The organism is Limosilactobacillus pontis (assembly GCF_002940945.1).
Classification (GTDB): Bacteria; Bacillota; Bacilli; order Lactobacillales; family Lactobacillaceae; genus Limosilactobacillus; species Limosilactobacillus pontis_A.
This window is the reverse complement of sequence record NZ_PNFV01000004.1, coordinates 1-26,704: the sequence shown is the minus strand read 5'-3', so window position 1 is coordinate 26,704 and position 26,704 is coordinate 1. Positions and strand designations below refer to the sequence as shown.

At 49.4% G+C, this 26,704-nt stretch carries 22 protein-coding genes; 10 read left to right on the top strand and 12 right to left on the bottom strand.

Annotated features, from left to right (window positions below):
* Positions 1-9: 9 nt before the first annotated feature.
* The 6 genes from CK797_RS04075 to CK797_RS04050 form a co-directional block, all read right to left on the bottom strand.
* Complete coding sequence (locus tag CK797_RS04075; protein ID WP_104688528.1) at positions 10-1,374, bottom strand: threonine/serine ThrE exporter family protein; 1,365 nt, start codon at positions 1,372-1,374, stop codon at positions 10-12.
* A gap of 84 nt (positions 1,375-1,458) precedes the next feature.
* Positions 1,459-2,346 (bottom strand): LysR family transcriptional regulator, encoded by an 888-nt coding sequence (locus CK797_RS04070; RefSeq protein WP_104688527.1) that lies wholly within the window; start codon positions 2,344-2,346, stop codon positions 1,459-1,461.
* Between the two features lie 120 nt (positions 2,347-2,466).
* On the bottom strand, positions 2,467-3,888 hold the full coding sequence (locus CK797_RS04065) for an anion permease (RefSeq protein ID WP_104688526.1): 1,422 nt from the start codon (positions 3,886-3,888) through the stop codon (positions 2,467-2,469).
* Between the two features lie 84 nt (positions 3,889-3,972).
* Positions 3,973-5,367, bottom strand: coding sequence for a flavocytochrome c (locus CK797_RS04060; RefSeq protein WP_104688525.1), 1,395 nt, complete (start codon positions 5,365-5,367; stop codon positions 3,973-3,975).
* 70 nt (positions 5,368-5,437) lie between these two features.
* Complete coding sequence (locus CK797_RS04055; RefSeq protein WP_104688524.1) at positions 5,438-6,829, bottom strand: class II fumarate hydratase; 1,392 nt, start codon at positions 6,827-6,829, stop codon at positions 5,438-5,440.
* 311 nt (positions 6,830-7,140) lie between these two features.
* Complete coding sequence (locus CK797_RS04050; protein ID WP_104688523.1) at positions 7,141-8,760, bottom strand: malolactic enzyme; 1,620 nt, start codon at positions 8,758-8,760, stop codon at positions 7,141-7,143.
* 129 nt (positions 8,761-8,889) lie between these two features.
* On the opposite strand from CK797_RS04050, the gene CK797_RS04045 reads away from it, so the two are divergent.
* Complete coding sequence (locus CK797_RS04045) at positions 8,890-9,765, top strand: LysR family transcriptional regulator (protein WP_104688522.1); 876 nt, start codon at positions 8,890-8,892, stop codon at positions 9,763-9,765.
* A gap of 60 nt (positions 9,766-9,825) precedes the next feature.
* Here the strand turns inward: CK797_RS04045 and CK797_RS04040 are convergent, their stop codons facing one another.
* From CK797_RS04040 to CK797_RS04030, 3 genes are all read right to left on the bottom strand, one after another.
* Positions 9,826-10,410, bottom strand: a complete 585-nt coding sequence (locus tag CK797_RS04040) for a peptidylprolyl isomerase (protein ID WP_104688521.1) — start codon at positions 10,408-10,410, stop codon at positions 9,826-9,828.
* 45 nt (positions 10,411-10,455) lie between these two features.
* On the bottom strand, positions 10,456-11,505 hold the full coding sequence (locus tag CK797_RS04035) for a zinc-dependent alcohol dehydrogenase family protein (RefSeq protein ID WP_104688520.1): 1,050 nt from the start codon (positions 11,503-11,505) through the stop codon (positions 10,456-10,458).
* 79 nt (positions 11,506-11,584) lie between these two features.
* The gene (locus tag CK797_RS04030; protein ID WP_104688519.1) at positions 11,585-13,123 is read right to left on the bottom strand and encodes a plasmid pRiA4b ORF-3 family protein; all 1,539 of its coding nucleotides are present in this window, start codon (positions 13,121-13,123) and stop codon (positions 11,585-11,587) included.
* A gap of 139 nt (positions 13,124-13,262) precedes the next feature.
* Here CK797_RS04030 and CK797_RS04025 point away from each other — a divergent pair, with 139 nt between their 5' ends.
* Complete coding sequence (locus CK797_RS04025; RefSeq protein WP_104688518.1) at positions 13,263-14,651, top strand: DUF2252 domain-containing protein; 1,389 nt, start codon at positions 13,263-13,265, stop codon at positions 14,649-14,651.
* 49 nt (positions 14,652-14,700) lie between these two features.
* On the opposite strand, the gene CK797_RS09075 is transcribed toward CK797_RS04025, so the two are convergent.
* Positions 14,701-14,877 carry a hypothetical protein gene (locus tag CK797_RS09075; RefSeq protein ID WP_181049518.1) on the bottom strand — a complete coding sequence of 59 codons (177 nt, stop codon included), beginning with the start codon at positions 14,875-14,877 and terminating at the stop codon, positions 14,701-14,703.
* A 165-nt stretch (positions 14,878-15,042) separates the two neighbouring features.
* On the opposite strand from CK797_RS09075, the gene CK797_RS04015 reads away from it, so the two are divergent.
* Positions 15,043-16,080 (top strand): aldose epimerase family protein, encoded by a 1,038-nt coding sequence (locus CK797_RS04015; RefSeq protein ID WP_104688516.1) that lies wholly within the window; start codon positions 15,043-15,045, stop codon positions 16,078-16,080.
* 133 nt (positions 16,081-16,213) lie between these two features.
* Here CK797_RS04015 and CK797_RS04010 read toward each other — a convergent pair whose 3' ends face one another.
* Both CK797_RS04010 and CK797_RS04005 read right to left on the bottom strand, forming a co-directional pair.
* Complete coding sequence (locus CK797_RS04010; protein ID WP_225365022.1) at positions 16,214-17,683, bottom strand: C69 family dipeptidase; 1,470 nt, start codon at positions 17,681-17,683, stop codon at positions 16,214-16,216.
* 240 nt (positions 17,684-17,923) lie between these two features.
* Positions 17,924-19,165: a serine hydrolase gene (locus CK797_RS04005; protein WP_225365021.1), complete on the bottom strand. Its 1,242-nt coding sequence runs from the start codon at positions 19,163-19,165 to the stop codon at positions 17,924-17,926.
* A 190-nt stretch (positions 19,166-19,355) separates the two neighbouring features.
* On the opposite strand from CK797_RS04005, the gene CK797_RS04000 reads away from it, so the two are divergent.
* From CK797_RS04000 to gtfA, 7 genes are all read left to right on the top strand, one after another.
* Positions 19,356-20,147, top strand: coding sequence for a serine hydrolase (locus tag CK797_RS04000; RefSeq protein ID WP_104688514.1), 792 nt, complete (start codon positions 19,356-19,358; stop codon positions 20,145-20,147).
* 64 nt (positions 20,148-20,211) lie between these two features.
* Positions 20,212-21,054, top strand: a complete 843-nt coding sequence (locus CK797_RS03995; protein ID WP_104688513.1) for an aldo/keto reductase — start codon at positions 20,212-20,214, stop codon at positions 21,052-21,054.
* 191 nt (positions 21,055-21,245) lie between these two features.
* Positions 21,246-21,917, top strand: a complete 672-nt coding sequence (locus tag CK797_RS03990; RefSeq protein ID WP_104688512.1) for a DUF969 domain-containing protein — start codon at positions 21,246-21,248, stop codon at positions 21,915-21,917.
* Position 21,918: 1 nt separating this feature from the next.
* On the top strand, positions 21,919-22,833 hold the full coding sequence (locus tag CK797_RS03985) for a DUF979 domain-containing protein (RefSeq protein WP_104688511.1): 915 nt from the start codon (positions 21,919-21,921) through the stop codon (positions 22,831-22,833).
* A 23-nt stretch (positions 22,834-22,856) separates the two neighbouring features.
* Positions 22,857-23,504, top strand: a complete 648-nt coding sequence (pcp, locus tag CK797_RS03980; protein WP_104688510.1) for a pyroglutamyl-peptidase I — start codon at positions 22,857-22,859, stop codon at positions 23,502-23,504.
* A gap of 260 nt (positions 23,505-23,764) precedes the next feature.
* Positions 23,765-24,982: an MFS transporter gene (locus CK797_RS03975; RefSeq protein WP_104688509.1), complete on the top strand. Its 1,218-nt coding sequence runs from the start codon at positions 23,765-23,767 to the stop codon at positions 24,980-24,982.
* A gap of 25 nt (positions 24,983-25,007) precedes the next feature.
* Positions 25,008-26,465 carry a sucrose phosphorylase gene (gtfA, locus tag CK797_RS03970; RefSeq protein WP_104688508.1) on the top strand — a complete coding sequence of 486 codons (1,458 nt, stop codon included), beginning with the start codon at positions 25,008-25,010 and terminating at the stop codon, positions 26,463-26,465.
* Positions 26,466-26,704: the final 239 nt, after the last annotated feature.

Genomic DNA, 26,704 nt, shown 5'->3' with positions numbered 1-26,704 from the left:
ACACCCCCGTTAACCGTTGTGACGCCACTTGGTATCGGTCAAGATTCGGGCCGCAATCAGACCAAGCGGTAAAAAGACAACAATCAGCAGTGCTTTGGTAATCCAGAGAGCCCCGACGCTGATCGAAGTCAGCCCAAGATTGTACATCCCCCGGTAGAGATAGAGGCCCGGCACCATAATGACGATCGATGGAACCGTGATCGAGATCTGGGGAAAACGAACCTTGCGTTTGGCAACCGCCGCTAACAGGCCGGCTACCAGGGCACCAATAAAGGCCGCAGCCCCCGCCGGAATCATCGTTAAGTCGACCAGCTCCAGGCGGGTAGTGTTGGCGACCGCCCCAATCAAGCCAGCAATCGCTGCCATCCGCGGCGTGCTGTTAAACATGATTGAGAAGCCGAAAACCCCACAGAAGCTGGCGGGAATCCGCAACAGCAGCATCGCCATGGTTGACAGTGGTAATGCCGCAAAATTCTCCGGCCGCAGATTTACCGCCAGGGCCACGATCCAGCCCACCAGGGTCGCCACCATGATAATGGCGATCGCGTAGGCCATCCGCTCTAAACCGGACCGCATGTCAAGTTTGGAGATGTCCAGACCGCTGGTAATGAAAGGAAATCCCGGAATGATGAAGAGCATCGCCCCAATGTAACCAGCCTCATGACGCGAACTGACATTAAGACAGAGCTGTAGAAGGCTCAGCGACAGTAGATAAGTCAGACAGGCTACCGCCACCGCCACCGCGATGCAGGCAAAGAGGGTGATATGACGGTCGATCAGCTTCCGCCGGACAAAGTTACCCAACCCAGCCCCAATGAAGCTGCAGATCATCTCGATTGGTCCCCCACCAAGGAGGAAAACGAAGGCACTGCAGGCTAGGGCTGCCGCCAACCCCACCTGATACGGAGCATAATTACCTTTAGAATGAGCGATCTGCTCCAGGTGGGCATGGATCTCCCCAATTGTCAGCTCATCGCCGTGGTCATTAAATTCGTCGATGAAGCGTTCCATCTTAGAGAGCTTGGTCGTGTTGACCCCAGTACTAGGTAGCGAAACCGCCTGAGTGTAGCTGTGGTGAGCATCCATGCAGGTATACTCAAGTGACACCAAACCGATATCGACAGTACATGTCATCTTGAGCTTGCGGGCTACAATGTTCATCGAATCCCGTACCCGCCAAGCCCCGGTTCCATAGGAAAGCATCATCAATCCGATCCGACCGACGATCGCTGCCCGTTCAACCAGGTTAGCCTCACTGGCCGGTGTAAAGTTGTCGTTCGTGAAGAAGTCCTGCCACGGAATTGCCATGTGGTGTTTTGCGGATAGGTGCCGCGCCGGCTCGAACGCCGACATGAGTTCATCATCTTTGCTCATGACTCTCAATGTCCCCCAAAATCAGTTAATTAAGGCTTGTCAAAATATCACTAATCATTATACGACCCTTGTCAATAGCTGACACTAGTTCTGGACGTGGAGCTTGCGAAGCCGGTCAAGAAAGTCCTGCTCGTCAACACTCAGCACATAGCCCTCCCGGGTGGCTACTGAGATATAGAAGCGCTCCGGCAAGGGGTCAGTAATCTCAACAAATTTAATTCCCGGTTCATTGGCTACGGCATCCTTGGCCATCAGACTGATTCCAATATTCTGACGCACCAGCTCCTTGATCCAAGAAATATTAGGGATTCGATACATCACCACGGCCGGATTGATCTGGGCGTAGGTACAATAAGCCCGAAAGGCAGCCTGGTGAACGTACTGCTGGTCAAAGCTGATGAAACGCTCATCCGCCAGCTCCTTGAAGCTGACCTGGTCACGTTTAGCCAGCGGATTTACCGCGCTGACGATTACCCCGAAGTGCCGGGCTGAAATCAGATTTGCAAATACTCCAGGCTCGTTGATCGGTGCGGTCGATCCCAGCAGGGCAATATCAATCTTTCCGTTGCGGACCTGATTCAACAGCTCGTGGGACCCAACCGACGTGATCTTGAGTCGTGATAGGAGGTCCTTGGAAAACTCGCTGACGATCTTGGAAATATAAAGTTTGCCAATGATTGGCGGCATCCCAAAACGAATCTGCTTCTGGTTGGCCCGGCGGATCTCCTTATGGGTCAGCTCGATCTTCTCATTAATCAGCTGGGCGTTGGCATAGAGCAGACGACCGCTTCGGGTGATCATCTCGTCGCGGTGGACCCGGTCTTTCCGAACTAAAGGAGCGCCAAACTCACGCTCAAGCCGCTGAATCGCCTGGGTAATCGTAGGCTGGGACACCTGAAATTGCTTAGCCACCTGAGTGTAGTTCTTATGTTTGACCAAGGCGACAAAATACTGTAGATCACGCGTGTTCATTTGCTTTCCTCCATCGGGCAGATTTCATTTTCAATAATTCATTATAGCAATTATTTGTGGGAGAAAACAAAAAGAGCCTAATTAGCAAGTTGCTAATCAGACTCTTGTACTAATATTTGATTACCACATACCAATTAGTTTCATCCAGAGACTGCCGATCCCAATCCAAACGACCAGGTAGAAGATCCCTAAGACGAAGTTCAGTGACCACCACTTGGACTGTGGAACGTAACCAGAACCGAAGAGAACTGGCGCCGGACCAGAAGCGTAGTGGGTCGTGGAGGCCATCAGGTTACCAAAGAACCCAAGCAAGAGGGCCGCCAGCATTGGTGGCACGTTTGCGGAGATGGCAACGGCCAGCAGTGCACTGTACATCGCCGTAACGTGAGCCGTTGAACTGGCAAACAGGTAATGACTGTAGAAGTAGAAGACAATCAGGATGATCAAAACGAGGACCCAGTTCATCCCGTGCAGGGAACTGCTGATAGCCTTACTAAGCCATGGAATGAAGCCTAAGCTGGTCAGAGAACCGGCCATCATGACCAGAACAGAGAACCAGGTCAGGGTATTCCAAGCACCGCTCTCTTGCAGAACGTCCTGCCAGCTCAGCACCCCGGTTAGAAGCAACAGGGCCAAGGCGATGAAGGCTGCCAGAGTGGCATCGATGCCGATAAAGCTCCCAGTCATCCATAGGATTAAAGCTAGGACGAAGATGACAGCCATGATCTTTTCGGCCATACTCATCGGTCCCATCTCGCTAAGCTGGTCTTCTGCCCATTGCTTAGCGTTCGGCGTTTCCTTGATTTCCGGCGGATACATCTTGTAGATCAGCCATGGAACAACAATCAATGAGATAATCCCCGGAACCAGGGCAGCTAGGAACCAGCCACCCCAGGTAATATCAACACCGCTCCCCTTGGCCAGGGTTTGGACCAGCGGGTTGGCAGCCATGGCAGTCATAAACATGGCCGCGGTGATCATATCACCATGGTATTCGGCAAAGATCAGGAAAGAACCGATCTTACGCTGGGTTCCGTTTTTCGGCTCGGAACCAAAGGACTGGGACAATGACTTGATAATTGGGTACAAAACCCCACCAGCCCGGGCCGTGTTACTTGGCGTGGCTGGTGCTAGGATCAGGTCAACCCCGATCAGGGAGTAGGCTAGTCCTAGGGTCCGCTTACCGAATGTCTTGACAAAGTTGAGGGCAATTCGCCGACCGAGACCGGTCTTGATGAACCCCCGAGCAATGAAGAATGCCATTGCGATCATCCAGATGGAGGCGTTCCCGAAGCCGACAATCGCCTTATCCATTGGTACCGTCTTGGTCAAAACAGTTAAGGCAAAAGCAACAATGGAAACCCCACCGATTGGCAGCGGCCGAGTGATGCAGGCGATGATTGTTCCTACAAACAAGGCAAACATATGCCAACCGGCAACTGGTACCGCGGCCGGTTTGATTGGCGTCATCAGCCAGAGAATCAATCCCACGACGACTGGCAAGATGAAGCCACGGTAGTTAACGTGTTCTAATTTTTTCATCTTTCAATAATTCCTCTTAATGTATCTCATCGTTGATAATAATTGCAAGGCAAGTCGGCCGGTAGTTTCCGACCGGTATGCCAACTACTTTTGCTTGCGAACGTACAGGGTAACCTGCTGACCAGCCTGACGACCAAAGACCACTGTTTCAGCGATGGAGTTACCGCCAACCCGGTTATTACCGTGAAGTCCACCAGCAACCTCACCAGCCGCAAACAGGCCTTTGATCACATCACCGTTACCGTCAAGCACCTGAGTCTTCGGCGTGACGTGGATCCCACCCATTGTGTAGTGGATGGCTGGGGCAATATGGATGGCGAAAAAGCCGGGCTTGGTAATTCCACGGTCCATCCCAGTGGTCCGACCAAATTCAGCGTCATTATGACTCTCTACCGCCTGGTTCCAGGTGGCAACTGTCTGGGTCAGCGTGTCTGGATCCATCTTCAGATTCTTAGCCAGATCCGCAATAGTGTCGCCATGAACCACCAAGCCAACCTTGTCGTAGAACTCAATGGCCTTGGCCCGATCACGGATACCCTGATCAAAAATCAGGTAGGCACTATGCTCCGGTAGGGCAGTGATGCTGTTGGAAACAATCTTACGAGTGTTAAGTTCGTTGACGAATCGCTTCCCCTGGGCATTGACCAGGATGGCCCCCTCGCCACGAACCGCTTCGCCGATCAGGTAAACATGAGGATGATCCTGTTGAACCGTTGGGTGGACCTGAACCAAGTTCATCTGCATTAGCTCGGCGCCAACGTTCTCAGCAAGTTTGAGACCATCGCCAGTAGCACCTGGCTGGTTCGTGGTCTTGTAATCTTTGAGGTCGGGACGGAAACGTTCAATGTACTCCTTGGAGGCCCCAAAACCACCAGTAGCCAGGATGACCGCCTTGGCGTCGATTGTCTTGATCAAACCATTGGCGTTAACCTTGACCCCGGCAATCTTGCCGTCCTCGTCTTGGACCAGGCTAGTAACCTTAGTTTTGTTGAAAACCGGAATGTTCTCCTTGGCAACCACATCTAATAGGTTCTTGACCAGGAAGCCGCCAATTGGGGCCATGCTGGCCGGACGGTGAGTCCGCTTCTTGGACATCCCCCCGGTTACCGTAATGTCGTCCAGCTTGATACCATGATCAGCCAGCCAGTCGATTGCCGGTGCCGTATGGTAGACAAAGTAGCCCAGCATGTCCTTATCATTCAGTCGACCGCCGTCCTTGTAGGTTTCATGGTAGAAATCTGCCACGTTGTCGATTACCCCGTGCTGCAGTTGCACGTTGGTCTCGGCAGCGTTCATCCCAGAGGAAGCCCGGTTAGTGTTTCCACCTAATTCCTCTTCCTTTTCGAAGACGGCCACCTTCAAGCCCAGCTCATGGGCCTGGATGGCAGCAGACAGTCCAGTACCGCCAGAACCGATGATAACGGCGTCATAGCTGTCCGCCAACTTGCTTACAGATAATGGTTGAAAATTTTCTGCCATTATAATGCGCTCCTTTTTACTTAGCCAGGCAAAGAGGCAGCCGATGTGCGCCTGCCCCCGTACCATTTAATTACTTGTCCTTACGATCAGCGTTAGTCATCTTCAACATGTCCATCCACTCATCGTATTGTTCTTCCGTAACCTTACCAGACTTCAAAGCAGCTTCCTTCAGCGTGCTGCCGGCCTTGTCTGCGGCTTGGGCAATCTTGGCACTATCATGGTAGCCAATGTGTGGGGACAATGCCGTAACCGTCATCAAGGAGTTATCAACCAATTCAGCCATCCGCTTCTCGTTGACAGTCAGGCCCTTGACGCAACGGTCAGTAAAGCCAGTAATCGTCCCAGTCAGCAGGTCGGCAGACTCAAGGAAGGCGTCGATCATGACTGGCTTGTAGACGTTCATCTCAAAATTACCTTGAGAGGAAGCCATTGTAACAACAGTATCGTTGCCAAAGACCCGGAGTGCAGCCATCGTAACAGCCTCAGCCTGGGTTGGGTTAACCTTACCAGGCATGATGGATGAACCAGGTTCATTTGCCGGAATGTTCAATTCATCGTAACCAGCCCGTGGACCAGAAGCGAGGAAACGAATATCCTGAGCAATCTTAAACATATCAGCAGCTAGGGTCTTCAAGGCACCGTGAACAACATTTAAGCCGGAGTGGTTAGCCAGGCCGTAGAACTTGTTACTCTTGGCAGTCAGGTTTAGGCCGTAAACTTCAGAGAGCTTTTCGGCAATCTTCTCAGGCATCCCCGCAGCAGCGTTTAAACCAGTACCAACGGCAGTGCCCCCGATGGCCAGTTCGTTTAAGGTTGGTTCCAGAGTCTTAATGTAGTCCAGGTCGTGTTCCAAGGCCGCAACATAACCGGAAACTTCCTGACCAAACGTCAATGGTACAGCATCCTGCAGGTGGGTCCGGCCAACCTTGACCGTCTTCCAGTACTTATCCTGCTTAACCTTCAGTTCATCGATCAGGTGTTGAACAGCGGGCTTCAACTTATTAACTGCTTCCAGAGCAACCACGTTCATGGCTGTTGGGAAGGTATCATTAGAGCTTTGCCCCTTGTTAACATCGTCGTTTGGCAGAATTTCAATATCCGGGTTGAGCTGGTGAGCCTTGTGAGCAACAACCTCATTCGTGTTCATATTGGTCTGGGTACCAGAACCGGTCTGGTAAACCTTCAGTGGGAAGTCCTTGCGGAGGTCCTCGTCACTCAGAGCCAAAAGTTCGTCAATAGCCTTAACGATCAGGTTTCCCTTCTCATCAGAGATAGCCTTGGTTGCCATGTTAGCCTGGGCAGCGGCCTTCTTGATGTTCAGCAGTGCCCGGATGATCGCCAGTGGCATGTATTGACCAGTTGGGAAATTGTTACGACTCCGTTCCGTCTGTGGTCCCCATAATGCATCAGCGGGAATCTTAACGGGACCCAAGGTGTCTTCTTCAGTACGGTATTCTGTCATTTTTGACGCCTCCAAAAGTGTAATCAAAAGTTGCTATTTGTGAAATGTTACACATCGTTACACCACTATCCTAACCCGCCGTCCCCGGCATAGTCAAACTTTAAGCTTTTTATAAATTTCACTTATGGCAATTAGTTTACAGCCCGTGGTAAAGGCGTTTCCATCTTCTATTCGTAATTTCTTCACAAGTGGACAAACAAAAAATTCTCAAGAAATTCATTTAATAAAGTCTTGAGAATTTTTAATTTTAAGACTATAATCACAAACTTTTTATACTTTAACGATCGCTTCTGTCCAGTCAGCTCTATTTATCAGTACTTAGCCACCCACTTGGCATTAGCAACCGCTTCCTTGGCATCGGTCTTATCAGTCAGGCCTTGATCAATAGCGGACTGAGCAACTCGTTGAGCAACCCGCTGAGAGAATTCGGCTAGTTTAGAAACTGGCGGCAGGACAGCAGCTCCGGGCTGATCAGGATCGACCAGACCAGATAGGGCATGGGCGGCAGCAGCCAGCATATTGTCATTTAGCTTGCTTGCCTGGACAGCGAGAGCTCCAAAGCCGACCCCAGGGTAGATCAGGGCATTGTTAGCCTGACCGATCTGGTAGGTAACTCCCTGGTAGGTAATGTCATCAACCGGAATCCCGGTGGCCACGAGTGCGCGGCCGTCAGTCCACTTCAGCAGATCAGCGGCCTTGGCCTCGGCTAGCTTGGTTGGGTTGGACAGTGGGAAGATTACCGGACGCTTAGTGTGAGCGGCCATCTCCTTGACCACGGCCTCGTCAAAGGTTCCCGGCTGGGTGGATGTCCCAATCATCACAGTTGGATGAACCGCCTTAACCACGGCCAGCAGGTTGGTCAGCTCAGTGGCGTTAGCAAATTCACTCCGTTGCCGGGTGAATGGCTTCTGCTTATCGGTCAGGCCTTCAGTATCGTCGAATAACAAGCCTTGCTTATCGACCAGGTAGAAGTGCTTTTTAGCATCCTCTGGGGTTAGTCCCTGCCGGATCAATTCGTCGTAGAGCATCTTAGCGATCCCCATGCCAGCGGTCCCGGCACCAAAGGTCAAGAAGGTTTGGTCAACCAGCTTCTCCTTGGAGATATTCATGGCACCAAGAACCCCGGCAAGGGCAATGATCCCGGTCCCTTGAATGTCATCGTTGAAGGTCAGAATCTTATCCTGGTACTTGTCAAGGATCCGGGCCGCTGTCCCCCGGCCAAAGTCCTCAAAGTGAAGCAGACTCTTCGGGTAGAGCTTTTCAACCTCGTCGACAAAACGATCAATGAAATCAAAGTACTTCTGCCCACTGATCCGGTGATGGCGTTCACCAAGATAGTTCGGATCATCTAACAGCTTTTGGTTATCGGTCCCAGCATCAATAGAAACCGGAAGAACCTGGGCCGGATTGATCCCGGCGGCAGCCGTATAAACCATCAGCTTGCCGACTGCGATATCGACCCCGTCAACTCCCCAGTCGCCGATACCAAGGATCCCCTGGGCGTCGGTAACCACGATCAGACGAATATCCCGGTCACCGCTGACGTTGGCCAGGCTTTCTTTGATTCGTTCGGGGTGCTTGACAGAGAGGTAAGCAGCATCTTGCGGCCGTTGGTAACGTTCATTATAGTTTTCGATTGATTCGGCAATTACCGGGTCATACACAATCGGCATGAATTCGGTGATGTGCTGACCCATCAAGTAGAAGAAGAGGGTCCGGTTGGTATTAAAGACCTCCATCAAGAAGTGGCGCTTCTCAATGTTGCTTGTCTTGGTTTCGAAGAGGGCGTAAGTTTCCGCAGCCTGTTCCGCGATCGTCTTGACGCGTGGTGGCAGGGCCCCCATCAGACCCAGTTGTTCCCGTTCTTCCAGTGTAAATGCGGTCCCCTTGTTCTTAAAGGGATCGTTTAAGATTGCCATTGCCTTATTCATTAATAATCGTCTTCCTTTTCATTTGATTATCACTATCATAGGAAGTCGACGATTCTATAGTCAAATTCGTGCTATGATATAAATAAACTTGATGAGCCCCAACTAAATCACTGGCACGAAGGGATTTATATGAAAATTAAAGATTTAGAATACTATCAACAGCTGATTAAAAATAAAAATTTCTCCAAGGTAGCCCAGCATTTTGGGGTCAGTCAGCCGACGATCACCATGGCTATCCAACGCCTGGAACACGATTTTAATACCACCTTCTTTGTTCGCGATCACGTTCATCGGGAATTGCGGGTCACCGCGACCGGTCAGCAGTTCGCTAATCACGTTGCCTTGATCCTCAACGAACTTCAAGTCGCCCGTCAGGAGATCGCCCGGGCTAATTCCACCAGGGTTCGCTTCGGTCTGCCGCCGATCATCGGCAACTACTACTTCCCGCCGTTGACCCCCCAACTGATGCGTCACCATTTGATGTCAGCACTAGAAACCTACGAACATGGTTCCAAGGAACTGCTGAAGATGCTCCAGCATGGTGAGCTCGATATGGCCCTGCTCGGTTCACTGTTGCCACTCAAGGAGGCCAGGCTGAAAGCCCAGGAATTGGCCCGTTTTCCCTTTCAGATCATCGTCGGCGCCAACCATCCCCTGGCCAAGAAGACGGCAGTTGACTTTGCTGCATTAAAGGATGAACAGTTCATCATCCCCGACACCGAATTCTTCCACGATCAGGCCTTCAAACAGATGTGCCGCCGAGCCCACTTTCGTCCCCACGTTCTCTACCGTACCGCCGATATCCACGTCATCAAGGCGATGGTCAGCGAGAACCTCGGCATCACCTTCCTGACCAGTCTCGCCATCGAACCAGGCGATGCCCTCAGCCAGGTCCAGATCACGGGATCCGACCTGCCGATCTTCCACCTATCCGTAGCAATGCGGGAAACAGAGGAGTTAACACCCCGTAGGCAGGAGTTATGGGACCTGCTTACCAATAACTAGTAAATTTAAAACAAAGACGCGTGCGAAAATTTACGTTCCGCACGCGTCTTTACTTATCCACTATTCGATTGTGACCTTCTCCATCACGACATCATCCTTAGGCTTGTCCATCTGGTCGCGCTGAACCTTGCTGATAGCCTGGACAACATCCATCCCCTTGATCACCTGACCGAAGACGGTGTGGCGATGATCAAGCCACGGCGTACCACCATGCTCTTGGTAGTAATCAATAACTGCCTGTGGATAACCAACCATCTTCATCTGGTCGATCATGTTAGCCGGCACATGTTCATTAGAAACAATAAAGAACTGACTGCCATTGGTGTTGGGGCCGGCGTTGGCCATCGAAAGGGCCCCGTTAAAATTAAACAGCTGGTCACTAAACTCGTCCTCAAACGGGTGTCCATAGGTACTTTCACCACCGCGACCAGTCCCTGTTGGGTCGCCGCCCTGGATCATAAAGTCTGGAATAACCCGGTGAAAGGTCACCCCGTCATAGTAACCCTTGTTGGCCAGTTCAATGAAGTTCTTAACGGTCTTGGGTGCTAGCTTTTCAAAGAGCTGAACGACGATTTCTCCCTGATTGGTTTTGATTGTGGCTTTTGGTCCCTGTGCCGCAGCCAGGTCTAGTTGTGGATAATCCATATTCTCTCCCCATTTCAATTATGATGTGCTCTAGTATATCATTGACTAAGCATCCTGGCTAATTCGCAGAACGCAAGCCCCTTCAATATCGCCACGCTTGACGTACCTCAGGGCCTCATCCGCCTTTTCAAATGGATACTCGTGAACCTCTGGACGAATATCCAGCCGGTCAGCCAAAGTCAAGAACTCCTCACCATCACGCCGGGTATTACTCTCAACACTGGTGATCGTCTTCTCGTGGAAGAGGTGCTGCTGGTAGTTAAGTGCCGGCACGTCGGTCATGTGAATCCCAGCCAGGGCCAGGGTACCACCTGGAATCAGACTGGCCATTGCTGGCAATACAATGTCACCAACCGGAGCAAAGATGATTGAAGAGTCTAACGGCACGTCGGAACGATCATAGGCCCCATGTGCGGAGGCACAGCCCAGTTGGAGGGCAAAACGGCGGGCATCAGCACCCCGGGTGAAGACGTGAACCTCTATCCCCTGGGCCATGGCGATTTGGGCTGTAATGTGGGCCGAACCACCGAAGCCATACAGGCCCAGTCGACCGCCCGCAGGTACGTTAGCCCGCTCAAAGGCCCGGTAGCCGATGATTCCAGCACAAAGCAACGGGGCCGCCTCCAAGGAATTAAACTTTTCCGGAATCCGGTAGGCAAAGCCCTCCGGCACCGTTACGTATTGGGCATAACCGCCGTCGTGATCCCAACCAGTATAAGTTGAGTGAGGACAGAGATTTTCGTGACCCGACCGGCAAAACTTACAAACTCCGCAAGCATGCCGGAACCATGGAATACCGATCCGTTCACCAAGATTAAAACGTTGGGTCTCTGGCCCTGCAGCAACCACCGTACCAACAATCTCGTGACCTGGGGTAACGTGTTCTTGATGGACAGGCAAGTCGCCCTCAGTTACATGAAGATCGGTGTGGCAAACTCCGCAGGTCAGCACCTTAACCAGAACTTCACCCCGCCCTGGCGTTGGCACCGGCTTCTCCACCATTTTCAACGGCGCTCGGTCGCCATCGATCGGTCCCGGCGTAGTCACGGCCCAAGCCCGCATTGTCTTCGGTAAATCATCAATTTGCTTTTCCATGTCTATCAGCCTCACTTGTATTGAACTCACATGTCCATTGTAATCCTTTTTGTGGCCTTGTGAAGCAATCTACATTGGTCTAACGGTAGCTTTCCCTGAGCTGATCGGTTCGTTTCAACCAGGCTGCCTGCTCTTGGTTGACGTTTAATGGCCGGTCAATAGCTAAATCGTCCCTAGCGACATTAATCAGGCCACTAGTTCCACCGATATCATCGATAATCCCCCGGCCACTACCAGCCATCAACTTAGCAGCCCCTGACCCCCGTAACCGTGACCGGGTGGTAATCGCATCAATCCTAATTTTAAACCGCCAACCATCTCCAAAGTCGTAAGTCAGAATCAGCTCATCACCGACCTGGTACTCACCAAGCCAGTGAGCCTGCAGGTTCTCTCGGGCACTGCGATCGCTGCTGAAAACTGGCAACTGATAGTCGTGTCTCCCATCCTGAAGGGTAAAGAGGTGGCTACCGTTGGCCCGAAAACTTGCCAAGATCTGGTAGCACAAGAGGTCCAACCGGGTGTCGCCACCAAGGACAAGTCGCCGCCACATAGTTGGCTGATAGTCTTCCAGGGTCACCGTCAGCTGGTAGCGTTGATGACTGTAATGATAAGCCCCGGCTAGCGCATCCCGCTGGTCTTGGACATTGCGCAGCAGACGTTGGAAATAATAGGTTCGCTCCGTTGAATTAAGATCCTTGATCCCCTGACCAATTGCCTGAACAAAGCGGTCGAAATCATCGGCGGAGAAGAGACGTTGGTAGCGCATAAAGCGCCCGAGCTCCCGCAGGGCAATTCCTTTATCCCGCAGCTGGGTAGCGCTTAGACGGGTCTGGTTTACCTCCTCATAGTGAATCAGGTAATTGTAAACTAAGGTGAGGTCGTCAAAGAGAGTCTTCTCATAACCGTCACAGAAGCTGAAGTAGTCGTCGGCAGTGTCGACATTCCGGTCGATAATCTGATCACTCTTATCCCGGTTCTCCAGGTAGCGCCGGTAGTCATTGAGCAGGTGCTCACCCACCGCGACTGCATTCATTACGTCGTTCAGTGACCCACTCCGGTAGCGGTAGTTACGATTATGCTCGTTTAAGGTCGGGTGTGCCGGCAGGGCAAAGTTTTGCATCACGTAATTTTCAAATAGGCCGGTCACCGTTAGTCCCTCATCGGTATCAGCATCGTGAAGCACAGTCTGGTTAGCAAGTTGAAGAGCCAAGTTGGCATTGGATGGGTGGCAATCCCAATCAATGGTCGAGTCAGGAACCGTCAAGATGTTCTGATAAGTCTGCAAATGCATTGCGGTTGCGGCAACCTGTTGGCTGGTGAAGCAAACGTCTTGGAACTGTGAATCGCGAACCAGTCGAATCTTAGCATTCGGGATCGGTGCCAACTCCATCAATTGCAGGAACTCCTGCTTGAAGGCGGTGAGAAAGGATCGGGAATCATTAAAACGCTGGGGATGGCGAACAATTACCGGTAACATCAGCAGATTATTCATGACGATCATGAAATCCCCACAGATGCGAACCGACCATGCTTCCGGCGTTGTCAGGTCCTGGACGTTGACCCGCTGGGGGTTAACATGCAGGTGCTGGGCAACCGATTTTTCAACGGTAATAATCACGTTATCAGCTCCTCAGATTTTATTCTCTATCACAATTGTGGCAGAGTCGCTAGGGAAAGGCCAAGCAATATTTACAATTTTAAAGAATTCATTAAAATGAAGGGTAATTAAAATTTTAAGTAAAGAGGAAAGCGGTATCATGGACCAACAACGACTAGATATTTTTGATTTAAAAAAGATCAAGATCAATAAGAGTAAGGCTGAACTGGAACAGGTTGGCAAACAACGTCAGAAGGAGGTCTCAAGTCAAGAGCTGAGCACCTTTGTCCCCGTTAACCGGGACCCGGTAGCCGCCATCGAACATACTGAGGCGAAAATGATCCCTGAACTGCTCCCCATGCGTCACCAGCGAATGCTTGCCAGTCGTTTTTCCTTCTTCCGGGGAACCGCTGAATTGATGGAACGCGATCTCAAGCAACAATACCAAAGCAATATGCCCGTCGTAATTTGCGGTGATGCCCACGTGAATAACTTCGGCTTCTATGCCTCTCCCGAACGTAAACTGCTCTTCGGTCTCAACGACTTTGACGAGGCCCGGATCGGCAACTGGGAAAGCGACGTCAAGCGTCTCCTTGTCAGTATCGAGCTGGCCGGTGAGGAGAACGGCTTCAAGAAGAGCGACCTCTACAAGCTCCTCCAGCTAACCACCAAAACCTACCGCCATGCCATCAAGAGCGCTAATAAGCTTCCGCTATCGACGGTCTTCTATTACTCTTTCGAGATTCATGACATGATCGAAAATATCAACAAGCTTGGGGACGGTGATACTCCGGAACAGATGGCAACAGTCCTGCAGAACATTCTCAAGAAAAGTCAACACAGCAACTCCGAGGAAATCATCCGTAAGATGGGCACCATCAATAACCGCGGCCAGCTAGTCTTCCGGGACAACCCGCCTCGCGCTAAACACCTCAGTGCCGCAGCGTACCAGTCTGTCACTAGTGGTTATGAGAAGTATCGGGAAAACGTTCGTCAAGATATCAAGATCTACTTGGCCAACTTCCATATCACCGATATCATCCGTTATAGTGTCGGCGTCGGCAGTTTTGGCACCCGTTGCTTCTTGATCCTGTTGACCGGAATTGACGGTAGCCACCTGGTCCTTCAGGTTAAGGAAGCAATGCCCCTGCGGTATAACCTCCTCACCCTCCAGGTTCAACAGGCTATTGCCAACGGTCTGCAGGCAGGACAGCGAATTGTAACAGCCCAGCGTGTTCTCCAGTCAACCTCTGACCCCTTCCTGGCCAGTACTAAGTTCGGTCAACGGAGCTACTACGTCCGTCAGTTTCGTGATATGAAGGAATCAATCAGGATCGATAAACTTGACCTTGATAGCTATCGTCTCTACTGCCAAACCTGCGCCTTCTGTCTGGCAATGGCTCACGCTCAGAGTCCAACATCACCGATGCTGCGGGGTTACCTGCGTCATCAAAAATCCCTCGACCAGGGATTGGCCGATTGGGCCCTGCACTACGTTGACCAGGTTGGACAGGACTTTCAAGCCTTCAAGAAGCATATCGGCGAATAACCGTTAGACGAAAACGGCGACCGGGGAAATATCCCCAGCCGCCGTTTTGTTATTGATTATCTTTCTGGTCATCATCAACAGTACCGTAACGATTTTGCTCAGCGATCCGGCTACTTTTATTTTTATGCTCGTGAATAAAGCGGTCCTCGGCCGCGAAAATCCCGAGAAAGTCCATGAAGTTGTGCTGACAGGACTCCTTGAACCGATCCCAACTAAATTTTGCCATATCCATATCCGTCCTCACTTGCTTATTACTAAATTTAATTTTAGGGATTAGCGTTGGCACTGTCAAAAAAATATCATTTGCGCAAACGTTTGCACATACTGGTAAAAATTGTGCTAGAATATTAAGTGAAGTTTAAAGCGCTTACTTTTCAAGGAGGTTTTTATAATGGATATTGCACAGGTTCCGTTTGGACACTTCAAGGGTGACCAGGTCACCAAGTATGTGATGACCAACGATAATGGAGTTCAGGTCGGGATTCTCGACTTTGCTGGCCTGCTCCAATCATTTAAGGTTCCTACTAAGGATGGTGGCATGGCCGATATGGTCCTAACCTCGGAAAACCTGGACGAGTTTACTAACAATGGTTTCTGCACCAACCGGCTGATTGGTCGGGTGGCCGGCCGAATTGCTCACGGGGAATTTAAGATCTTCGGCAAGACTGTCAAGCTGGAGCAGAACGAAGGGGAAAACACTCTACATGGTGGGACCAACGGTTTCTATAATCATATCTGGCACGTCGACGATACCAACGTCACTGGTGATTATGCCTCAATTACCCTCAGCCTAACCCTGAGTGAAAAGGACGACACCTTCCCCGGTACCATTCACGTCACCGCAACCTATACTCTTGACAACGACGATAACCTGACGCTGAAGTTTGGTGCTACCAGCGATTCTGATACCGTCTTCAACCCAACCAACCACACCTACTGGAACATGGCCCATGCAGATGTCAAGACGGTCGATAACCTGATTCTGCAGGTCAACTCCCAGTATCACCTAGCTGTTGACGGAGGCAAGATTCCAACGGGTGAGAAGATTGCCAATGCTGGAACACCGTTTGATTTCTCTAAGCCGACACGCCTCGGTGACGCCCTGGAGCAGATGGCTTCGACCAAGGAAAATGGCTTTGACGATATCTGGGTCGTTGAACCAAGCCTGACCAAGCCAGTTGCCACCCTGGAAGATAAGGCCAGCGGCCGGAAGATGGAATTATTCTCCGACCGGAACGGCCTGGTAATGTACACTATGAATTCCGACGATCAAGCCGTCTACAACCACGGTCAGGTTCACCCACACCTTGGAATTGCAATGGAGGCTCAGACTTTGTCAGATGCCCCACACCATCCAGAGTTTGGTGACATCACCCTGCGGCCAAACGAGAAGAAGAACTGTACCATTAAGTGGCACGTTGAATACTAATCTGAATTAGTAAAAGAGTCATCCGTGCGATGGCTCTTTTTGTTATAAAAAACCACCGAATCGTCACATGAGATAACGCATCACGTAACGATTCGATGATTTTCGTTTTGATTGGTATTAATTTAGCATCCTATTACAAGTTCTTGTCTTGAACAATCTTAGTCTGCCGCGTAGCATCTACGGTCAGCTTCTGATTCAGCTTCTGGAATTGCTTCTGGGCGTAGTCGGCGTTCTCCTGGTTGCATTGTGTCAAGTAGTCAGCGACTTGATAACTCGGCAATGATTCAGCCTGCTTATCAGACTTAGCCAGGTTCTGATCAAGGTGCTTTTGAACTTTCTTTTGAACAGGTAAAACATCCTTGTTGATCAACTTGTTCTTGTATGGGTCCGTCAGTACTCGAGTCATCTTATAAGTCCAGTAGGCAGAGTCGTTATCCGGCTTGTCAGTACCCTTTTGGTAATTTGCAGGGGTGTTAGTGATATTTGTGTAGAATGGAACATATACACTCGTAGCTGGTGAGGCCATCGCTAACCATTGGATCCCGGCAATGTCACTTGGCACGTTATTCCGGATCTGCAGGATATGCGATTCAACATCCGTTGGCACGTTGATTGGCCGGTAACCGCCGACCCACTTACCGTTGCTGTCGTACTTGGTGCCCGTGAAGTGTGAACCCAAGACCTTCTGTACCTTGGCAACAGAGATCTTCTTATCTGGCTTCATGAACATCGTGAAGTGCTTCTGGTTGATCGACTGTTTCTTGCTTGGAGTCAGGATCCGTTGACCATCCCATACCCGTGGCCGGTTATAGGTGGCATCTTCCTTGTTATTGGTCCCGAAGGCTTTGGCCAAGTTGACCTGGTGACCGTCAACATAACCATTCAGGTCGTGCTTCTTGACGAAGGAGGCCAGGTTCTTAGAGGCCATGTAGTTATCCTTCTTGGTATTAACGTTGCCAATCATCGTTTGGTTTGGAATGACGGCATACTTATTGTTTGGTACCCGAACCGCTGCCCAATGGTGACCAGAGACAATTTCCATGTACCAGATAGAGTCCTTGTCGGAAAAAATGACCCCGTTATTCTCAGCGGAACCCTTCGTCTCAATGATATGGCCGAGACGCTGGACCCCTTCACGGGCAGAGTGAATATATGGCAGGACAACATCCAGCATCGATTGTTCTTCCAGTCCATTTTTGACAAACGGGTCCGCTTTCTGGGCCTTCTTATTGGTGGTTCCAGACTCAGTGGCACTCATTGCTACATTGCTGCCGTTGATCCCATCTTCACCAAACTGATCCTGACCGTCTTCCTTTTGCCAATCTGGTGTGCTCGTGTAGCGCTGTTGGTCAGCCGGCAGATCAACTGTAAAGTGGTTATCCTTGGATACGTACTGGGTCGGCCCGTTGCTATTAGCAGCGTGGAAAACATAGTGTTTGGCCCAGGCCGTGTCGACATCTTCGTTCCGTGCGATCATCGTGGAACCGTCCGTACTGGCTTTCTTACCAACCAAAACCGTAGTACAGGCACTGGCTGTGCTGATGGTCCCCATTACCATCCCAAAAGTGGCCAGTCCTACTAAACACTTAAATCGGTTTATCATCATCAATTACCTCCCTAATGGTAGCGCTTTCATTTACAATGCTACGGTATCACCATTTTTAAACAAATTCAAGCAAATGGTCAATGATAGGACAGGTCGGCGAATACCGTATACAGTGCTGTCCAAAAGAATGGGCCGTGATTGCCCTATCAAGTATATAAATTCAGCATTTCACAAAATTAAGAAAAATTATTCAATAAAAAAAGATCTACAACACATGTAAATCTTTTCATCCGTTTACTATTGTTTTACAACCGTTTGACCACTGGTTACCGGTACGTCCAGCATCGGCATCCCCTTGATCTGTAATTCAATCTTACCGATTCGCTCCCCCTTCTTCAGTGGGGCCTTCAGCTTACCAGTAACAGAACGGTGAGTCGGATCTACGACAAACTGTGGCTTGGCAGCTCGCCAATCGTCCCCCTTCTGCATCCAAACCCACTGGGAATGGTCCAGTTGCAAACGAACATGGTGACGCCCCTTAGCGTTAACCACCTTAGTCTGATGAACACTCTTAGGCAGGTCGGTGATCTTCTGCAATTTAACCGGCTGATAGTTAGCCGCCAAGGCCTCGTAGAATTCCTTCTGCATCTTCGACTGGTTATTCCAGTCTCCTTCGGTATGAAGGGCCACTAGAATAACCCGTCGTCCGGCATAGGTCCCGGTCGTTACAATACACTTACCGGCTGCGTCAGTGTTACCAGTCTTCAAACCATCAATCGTCCAGCCATTCGGAGCAAAACCATTTTGTGGCAAAAGGGCATTGATGTTGGTCATCAAATACTGTTGCCCTAGTGCCACGTCAAAATTAGCGGTCTTTATCTTGGTAATCTTCAATGTTTCTGGATACTTAGTAATCACGTAACGGGAAATCAAGGCAAGGTCTTTAGCTGACATCTCGTTTTCTGCGTCTTTAGCCACCCCTTTGAGCCGGTGTTTGCCCAAACTATCGTTAGAAAGGCCAATCATGTTATAAATCTTAGCATCGTGGACACCAGCTGCCCGCGCCACCTTCTGCATCTTCTGATTAAAGGCCGCGGTGCTGCCAGCACTTGCCAGAGCTAAAGCCTCCGCACTTCCGTCAGCCGAAACTATCATCATCGACTCAGCCAGCTGCCGGATACTGTACTCTTCACCGGCATTAAGCTGAACATTGGAAAAGTGCCAATCGTTGGCTACCTTTGCTACCGCGGGCGTAATCTTGACCTTCTGTTTCCAGCTCAGCCGATGATCACGGATATCCTGTTCGATCACCGCCAGTGTCAGGATCTTAGTCAAAGAGGCAATCGGATAAACCTTATTGGCATTCTTCTGGTAGAGTACCTGACCCGTCTGAGCATCGATTGCATAGGCCGCTCGGGCTTTCATGTCATAAAAGGAGCCCGTACTAGCATGTGCCTGACTCTCCAAGCCAACCAGGCTTAAATTAAACGACAAAATTAATAGTAAACAACAAATTAGTTTACGACCAATTCTCTTCAATTTATTAACCCCTTCTCAGATTATTACATTACTAGAATAGCTCTTAACTTTGAATTATTAGTGAAGTTCACTAAATATTCAAGCAAATTCTCAAACTATTGGTTAAATTCACAATTAACCTGTTTTCTTTTTCTAGTTTCACAAGTATGATTAGTAAAGTACGCACATCAAAAAGAAAGGAACCTACATCATGCAGCGTGCTCAGCACACCCGTCGCCAGCCACGGCCAATTCTAATTATTTTCCTGATCCTGGTCATCATTTTCGGCCTGCACCACTTCCTATCATTGGGAAGCCGCCTCAAGTCCAATTGGAATAAGATTGTTTATACCTCCAGCAATAACGTCAGCATTGCAGTCTATTCCCCCAAAACGCACCGTATCTACACCTCAACGAATGCTCCCCGCCACAAATTTCACACGGCCAGCACCGTTAAGGTCAGTATTCTCGCCGGTCTCATGCTCAAGCAGCAGTCTCCGCTGAGCAGCACCCAGACCTCCTTAGCCAAGAAGATGATTGAACAAAGCGACAACAACGCCACTACCACCCTCTTCAACGAGTTAGGAGGCCAAGCAGGGCTCCAAGAAGTCTTTGATAAGTTTGACATGAAGAACTCGGTTGCCCATAAAAGCTGGGGGCTAACCACCACCACCCCAAAGGACCAAGTCAAGCTGCTCAATAACATTTTCTACCATTCCAAATTTCTCTCCAATCAGGAGCAAACCATGATCCGGAACTTGATGAGTAATGTTGAGTCTGACCAGACCTGGGGGATTTCAGCTGGTAGCAACAACTTTGCAATCAAGAACGGTTGGCTGAGCTACGGGAACGATAATTGGATCGTCAACAGTATCGGGTACGTCAAAAATGCCAACGGGACCAGCTACACTATCGCTGTTTACACCGATAAGAACAATAACATGACGACCGGTCAGCAGACGATCGAACAATTAGCCCGGACCACCAAGTCAATCATGAATTAAGCACTGTCACATTTCTAAACCGCAAAAGCAATGTTACCATTTAGGATAAAAGGGATGACAAATAATGAATATTAAAGATAATTGGTTAAAACTGGCGGACGGCAACCAAATGCCACAGGAAGGATTTGGCCTCTATAAGGTTGACGGTCAGGAGACAATGACTAATACCATTAGGGATGCTTACAAGGCGGGGTACCGCCTTTTTGACACTGCCCAGCTTTACGGCAATGAGGCGGCGGTTGGGACAGCCTTCAAGAATCTCCAAATCCCCCGGGACCAGCTCTTCCTCACCACTAAGGTCGCCGAGGATAATCAGGGTTACGACCAAACAATCAAATCGGTTCAGGAGTCATTGAAGAAACTGCAGACAGACTACGTCGACCTCCTCCTCGTCCACTGGCCAATCGAACGGTCCTTTTTTGAAACTTGGCGGGCCCTTGAAGAGCTTAAGCGTGCTGGCTTAGCTAAGTCGATCGGGGTAAGCAATTACCAAATGATCCATCTCCAGTACCTGGCCACCAAGGCCGATGAGATGCCAGTCGTCGACCAGATCGAGCTACACCCGCTTCTGACCCAGAAACCGCTGTTGAAGTTCAATCATGACCACCGAATCATCACTCAGGCTTGGAGTCCTTTGGGGCGTGGGGCTGTCCTCGGTGAGCCAGTCTTAAAAGAGATCGGTACTGCCCACGGTAAGTCACCAGCTCAGGTAATCCTACGCTGGCACTTGCAGAATGGGGTATCCTTCATTCCAAAGTCGGTTCACACCGCCCGAATCCAGCAAAATGCCGACATCTACGACTTCGCGCTATCTCCGGATGAGATGCACCAAATTGATGCCCTCAATAACTATCAGCGGACCGGTCGGGAACCGGAACTGACCTATGAATATGATCACCAATATTAATTTAGAATTAATGCGACTGGAAGAAAATTTTGTTTCCTCCAGCCGCTTTTAATTTCTTATAATATTGCTCTTCCAACTAGCCAGGCAGGTCACTTAAGAAGCTCATTTCTTGATTTGTTTTCTATTAACAATTTCCTAGGAAAATTTTATAATCAGTACGTATCAAATATTTATAGATTAGAGGAATTATTTTGGAATACTTAAAGTTAATTGGCATTCTAATCATCATCATCGGCTTTGCTCTCAAGTGGGACAGCGTGGCGGTGGTGGTGATTGCCGCTGTAGTGACTGGAATTTTTTCCGGAATGGACATCACCAGTTTATTAACGACACTCGGAAAAAGCTTTGTTGAAAACCGGATGGTATCACTGTTCTTCTTAACCCTGCCAATGATCGGTCTGATTGAAAGCCACGGGTTAAAAGAGGTTGCCATCAATGGTATCCAGAAGCTCAAAAAACTGACGCCTAGCCGCATTCTCAATATCTACCTGGTCATTCGGGAAATCGGTGGCGTGTTTGGTATCTCTTTACAAGGACAGGTACAGTTTGTCCGTCCACTGATCTCACCAATGGTTACAGCCGCTGCTGAGGTTGAGAAGAAGCTCTCCCCAAAGGATGTCGAACTCATTAAGGCCCGGTCAGCCGCAGTTGATAATTTTGGGAACTTTTTCGCTCAAAACCTCTTTGTCGCTTCGTCCGGTGTTCTACTGATCTCCAGTACCATGAGCTCGCTCAAATATGCCGTTACCCCTAACAAGATTGTCTTATATGAGGTCCCGGTCGCCATTATTTCACTAATTGCGGTTGCAATCTACAATAAACTATTTGACCATCGCTTTCTAACCGGAAAGGAGGGCGAATAAAATGGTTAATGCCATTCTTGAATTTCTTTACGCCCTCATCGGCATCGTCATGGCGATTGCCGGTATTGAATCATTTCGTGACACTAGCAACCCAGCACGGTGGGGAACTGGCGCTTTTTGGATTATCCTAGGGATCATTTTTGCGTTTGGTAAATTGATTCCTTATCCTGTTACTGGCGGTTTGATCGTCATCATTGGTTTACTTGCCCTCTTTAAGCAGATTCGGATTGGCCATATTAAGAATATCGATGCCAGTCACGCCACCGAATTTGCTAAAAAATTAGGTGCTTGGGTATTCCTTCCTAGTGTTATCTTGGCCGTTGTTTCGATCTGCATTGCTCAGTTTACTAAGCTTGGCGGCCAGGTCGGCATCGGAATTGGTGCTATTCTTTCTCTTCTGGTAGCAATGTTTGAAACCAAGGCACCACTGTCAATGGTATATACTGATTCTGAAAGAATGGTTCGCTCAGTTGGAACCGCTGGTATTTTGCCACAACTGCTTGCAATGCTTGGTGTCGTCTTTACAACCGCCGGGGTGGGCACACTAACGGCCAAAATCGTCGCTGGGATGGTTCCCGCTGGTAATCACCTTGTGGGGGTTGTTCTCTATTGTGTTTCGATGGCCGTCTTCACCATTATCATGGGGAATGGTTTTGCTGCCTTTGCCGTCATTACGGCAGCAGTCGGTATTCCATTCGTGATTGCTCAGGGTGGTAACCCAGCAGTGGTTGCTGCTTTAGGAATGACCTCAGGCTACTGTGGAACCTTGGTAACACCAATGGCCGCAAACTTTAATAGCTTGCCGGTAGCATTAATGGGCATGAAGGACCAGATGGGAGTAATCAAACAACAATGGCCAATTGCACTAATCATGCTCATTACCCAGATCGCCCTGATGTACTTCTTGGCCTTCTAAATTAATTGAAAGGAGCTATTCAAATGAAAATTCTCGTAACGGGTTTTGACCCTTTTGGTACAGATAAGATCAATCCAGCTATTGAGGCCGTTAAACGTCTCCCAGATACAGTTAAGGGCGCCCAGATTATCAAAGTACAGATTCCAACGATCTTTGGCAAGGCTGCGACAGTCACCAAAGCTGCAATCGAAAAGTATCATCCTGACTATGTAATCAACATTGGCCAAGCCGGGGGACGTTTTGCTCTTACTCCTGAACGAGTTGCCATTAACTTAGATGACGGGCGAATCAAGGATAATGCTGGTTATCAGCCAATTGACCAGCCGATCCAGGCAAACGGTGACACTGCTTACTTTACCCAGCTCCCAGTTAAGGCAATTGTTAAGGCGATTCGCCAAGCAGGATTGCCTGCAGCAGTTTCTAATTCAGCAGGAACCTTTGTCTGCAACCATATCATGTACCAGGTTCAGTATATGCGAGCAACTGAATTTCCAAATATTAAGGCGGGCTTTATTCACATCCCGTTCTTGCCTGACCAGATTATCCACCGACCTGATACTCCTTCATTATCACTGGAGGATGATGTTCGCGGCTTAACGGCTGCTCTTGAGGCCATTGTTGACCGAGATGGCAAAGGGGATATCAAAGCAATTGAAGGAACAATTGCTTAATCAAATATTCAAAAACTGTGTACAGTCATTATTGATGTACACAGTTTTTTGATATTCATTTCACAATTGTAATTTGAGAGCTCATCTCTGATCAGCTTCCCCTTCTTTTTAGGAATCTTGTCATAAAAGAGATGAAAATGATTACATATTTTTTGATAAACGTTTGACATTTAGAAAAAGGCATAGTATATTATTCACGTACCCAAATGATAAACGTTTATCATTTGGGTAACAATAAGTAAGAAAGCAGAATTGATAATATGAATAACAAGCATTCCATGATTACTAAACTGGCGTTCCTGTCGGTATCATTCATGGTCACCAGTGCTTATGCGATTCAGGGTTCCCTGCCGCAACTTAAGGCTGCTCTGGGGATTACCCAAACCCAGTCTGAGTATCTGGTAACCACCCCGTCCTTTGCCGTTATGATCTTCGTGGTTCTCTCCCCACTCATTCAAGAGTGGTTCCACATCTCCGATAAAAAGATCATCATGGCCGGGGTCACAATCGTCGGCGTCGCTGGTTTGGTACCATTGTTTGTCAACAACTACATGACGATCTTGATCTCACGCTTGATCCTCGGTGCTGGTTACGGACTTTATAACTCCCAAGCTATCTCGATGATCTCCGTCTGGTATGACGGCACGGAGCGGGCCCAGATGTTGGGCTGGCGGGCCGCCGCTGAGCAGATCGGTCAGGCCGCTACACTGACTATCGCCGGCTTGATCTTGAGTTATGCGGGATGGCATCAGTCCTTTGCGGTCTACGCCCTGGCCTTTGTTGTCCTGATCTTCTTCGCACTCCGCGTTCCAGACGACAGTCAGGCTCAGGATAAGGAGGTCGACGAAGACAACCTAGCTGAAGACCTTGGTGAAAACGAAGAGCAGACAATTACCAAGATCAGTCCGGTAGTCTACCTGCTCGTTCTCTTTGCATTCCTGCTGGTTGTGGACTATGTTGGAATGGAGAACCGTTTCCCTGGTCTGGCCGTGGCGATCAACGGCAGTAACTACACCGGTTCTTCGATGTTCCTGTCTCTGATGTTGATCGGCGCCACACTGGGTGGAATCTGTTACGGTGCCATCCAGAAACGCTTGGGCTTTGGCACCGTCTACCTGGGACTAGGTTTGATGGCCCTATCCAACTTCCTGTTTGGCTTTGCTGGTCACAACTACCTTCTGATGGTAGTCGGCCTGCTGCTGATCGGTTTCCCGCTTCAGCTGGTCTCACCGTTGATCTTCAACCTCCTGCCGGATCTGGCTCCTGCCAACCGCCAGCCGCTGGTTACATCTCTGTGTTTGATCGGCTTTAATTTCGGAGCCTTCTTCTCCCCGTCGATCGCCGAGTGGACTAACCACTTGTTAGGCCAGCCGCTATCAGGTATGGGACTTGCAGCACCATTCCCGGTCTACGGGGTGGGGTTGATCATCATCGCCCTAATCATTTTCTTTGCTACCCGTCGCACTGCTCACAAGTAATCTAATTTAATTTGGAGGTTTTACTATGCCAATTCAAAACAAAGCAATGTTAATCACCTATTCTGACTCCATGGCCAAGAACATCAAAGAAACGCACGAAGTACTGAAGGAATACATCGGCGATGCCATCGGTGGTGTTCACCTCCTGCCGTTCTTCCCTTCTACCGGTGACCGTGGTTTTGCCCCGTACCGTTACGACGTGGTAGATTCCGCGTTCGGTGACTGGGATGACGTTGAAGCCCTCGGTAAGGACTACTACTTGATGTTTGACTTCATGATCAATCACATCTCCAAGAAGTCCGTGATGTACCAAGACTTCAAGAAGAACCACGACGCTTCTAAGTACAACGACTTCTTTATCCGTTGGGAAAAGTTCTGGGAAGCTGCTGGTAAGGGCCGCCCAACCCAAAAAGACATTGACATGATCTACAAACGTAAGGACCGGGCCCCAGAACAAGAAATTGACTTCGACGATGGTACCAAGGAACACCTCTGGAACACCTTTGGCGAGGAACAAATCGACATCAACGTCAAGAGCAAGGTCGCTAACGAATTCTTCAAGCAGACCTTGACCTCCATGGTTAAGCACGGTGCCGACCTGATCCGGCTGGACGCCTTTGCTTATGCTGTTAAGAAGGCTGACACCAACGACTTCTTCGTAGAACCGGAGATCTGGGACCTGCTGGAAGAAGTTCGTAAGATTCTGGCTCCTTACCAAGCTGAAATTCTGCCAGAAATCCACGAGCACTACACCATGCCGCAAAAGATTTCCCAACACAACTACTTCATCTACGACTTCGTACTGCCAATGACCACCCTCTACACCCTGTACTCCGGAAAGACTAACCGACTGGCTAACTGGCTGAAGATGAGTCCAATGAAGCAGTTCACCACCCTAGATACTCATGACGGGATCGGGGTCGTTGATGCCAAGGATATCCTGACTGATGACGAAATCGACTACACCTCTAAGGAACTCTACAAGGTCGGTGCCAACGTCAAGAAGAAGTACTCCAGTGCTGAATACCACAACCTGGACATCTACCAGATCAACACGACCTTCTACTCCGCCCTTGGTGATAATGATAAGGCCTACCTGATGGCCCGGGCATTCCAAATCTTCGCTCCTGGTATCCCAATGATCTACTATGTTGGTCTGCTGGCTGGCTCAAATGACCTGGAACTCCTTGAAAAGACCAAGGAAGGCCGAAACATCAACCGTCACTACTACAGCAAGGAAGAAGTTGCCAAGGAAGTGCAACGGCCAGTTGTTAAGAACCTATTGAACCTGCTTTCCTGGCGGAACAAATTCGCCGCCTTCGACCTGGATGGCTCCATCGATGTTGAAACACCAACTGACACGACCATCAAGATCACCCGGAAGGACAAGGACGGTGCTAACGTTGCCGTGCTCGATGCCGACGCTGCTAACAAGACCTTTAAGATCACCGCTAACGGTGAAACGGTTATGGAACAAAAGTAATCCATTAATTTCTTTCCATAAATAACAAGCATACTACAATCTCTCTCAATACACTTCACTTACAATCGCTTGTTAAATACGAAACGCCGGTCAGAACCATCAGGCTATAATGCCCTCTAAGTATACAGATGAAATAGAAAATTCATCTTATATACTTGGAGGGCATTTTTTGTGGATAGGAATTCAAAATATAGTACAGAAGAAAAGCTATCGATATTAAACGAATTAAGTCATTCTAG

Coding starts and splice junctions, on each gene's coding strand:
- CK797_RS04025 (WP_104688518.1), top strand. CDS start 13,263: ATGGACCAACAACGACTAGATATTTTTGATTTAAAAAAGATCAAGATC.
- CK797_RS03975 (WP_104688509.1), top strand. CDS start 23,765: ATGAATAACAAGCATTCCATGATTACTAAACTGGCGTTCCTGTCGGTA.
- CK797_RS04075 (WP_104688528.1), bottom strand. CDS start 1,374: ATGAGCAAAGATGATGAACTCATGTCGGCGTTCGAGCCGGCGCGGCAC.
- CK797_RS04065 (WP_104688526.1), bottom strand. CDS start 3,888: ATGAAAAAATTAGAACACGTTAACTACCGTGGCTTCATCTTGCCAGTC.
- CK797_RS04070 (WP_104688527.1), bottom strand. CDS start 2,346: ATGAACACGCGTGATCTACAGTATTTTGTCGCCTTGGTCAAACATAAG.
- CK797_RS04055 (WP_104688524.1), bottom strand. CDS start 6,829: ATGACAGAATACCGTACTGAAGAAGACACCTTGGGTCCCGTTAAGATT.
- CK797_RS04035 (WP_104688520.1), bottom strand. CDS start 11,505: ATGGAAAAGCAAATTGATGATTTACCGAAGACAATGCGGGCTTGGGCC.
- CK797_RS04010 (WP_225365022.1), bottom strand. CDS start 17,683: ATGATAAACCGATTTAAGTGTTTAGTAGGACTGGCCACTTTTGGGATG.
- CK797_RS04045 (WP_104688522.1), top strand. CDS start 8,890: ATGAAAATTAAAGATTTAGAATACTATCAACAGCTGATTAAAAATAAA.
- gtfA (WP_104688508.1), top strand. CDS start 25,008: ATGCCAATTCAAAACAAAGCAATGTTAATCACCTATTCTGACTCCATG.
- CK797_RS04040 (WP_104688521.1), bottom strand. CDS start 10,410: ATGGATTATCCACAACTAGACCTGGCTGCGGCACAGGGACCAAAAGCC.
- CK797_RS03995 (WP_104688513.1), top strand. CDS start 20,212: ATGAATATTAAAGATAATTGGTTAAAACTGGCGGACGGCAACCAAATG.
- CK797_RS04050 (WP_104688523.1), bottom strand. CDS start 8,760: ATGAATAAGGCAATGGCAATCTTAAACGATCCCTTTAAGAACAAGGGG.
- CK797_RS04000 (WP_104688514.1), top strand. CDS start 19,356: ATGCAGCGTGCTCAGCACACCCGTCGCCAGCCACGGCCAATTCTAATT.
- pcp (WP_104688510.1), top strand. CDS start 22,857: ATGAAAATTCTCGTAACGGGTTTTGACCCTTTTGGTACAGATAAGATC.
- CK797_RS03985 (WP_104688511.1), top strand. CDS start 21,919: ATGGTTAATGCCATTCTTGAATTTCTTTACGCCCTCATCGGCATCGTC.
- CK797_RS04060 (WP_104688525.1), bottom strand. CDS start 5,367: ATGGCAGAAAATTTTCAACCATTATCTGTAAGCAAGTTGGCGGACAGC.
- CK797_RS04015 (WP_104688516.1), top strand. CDS start 15,043: ATGGATATTGCACAGGTTCCGTTTGGACACTTCAAGGGTGACCAGGTC.
- CK797_RS09075 (WP_181049518.1), bottom strand. CDS start 14,877: ATGGCAAAATTTAGTTGGGATCGGTTCAAGGAGTCCTGTCAGCACAAC.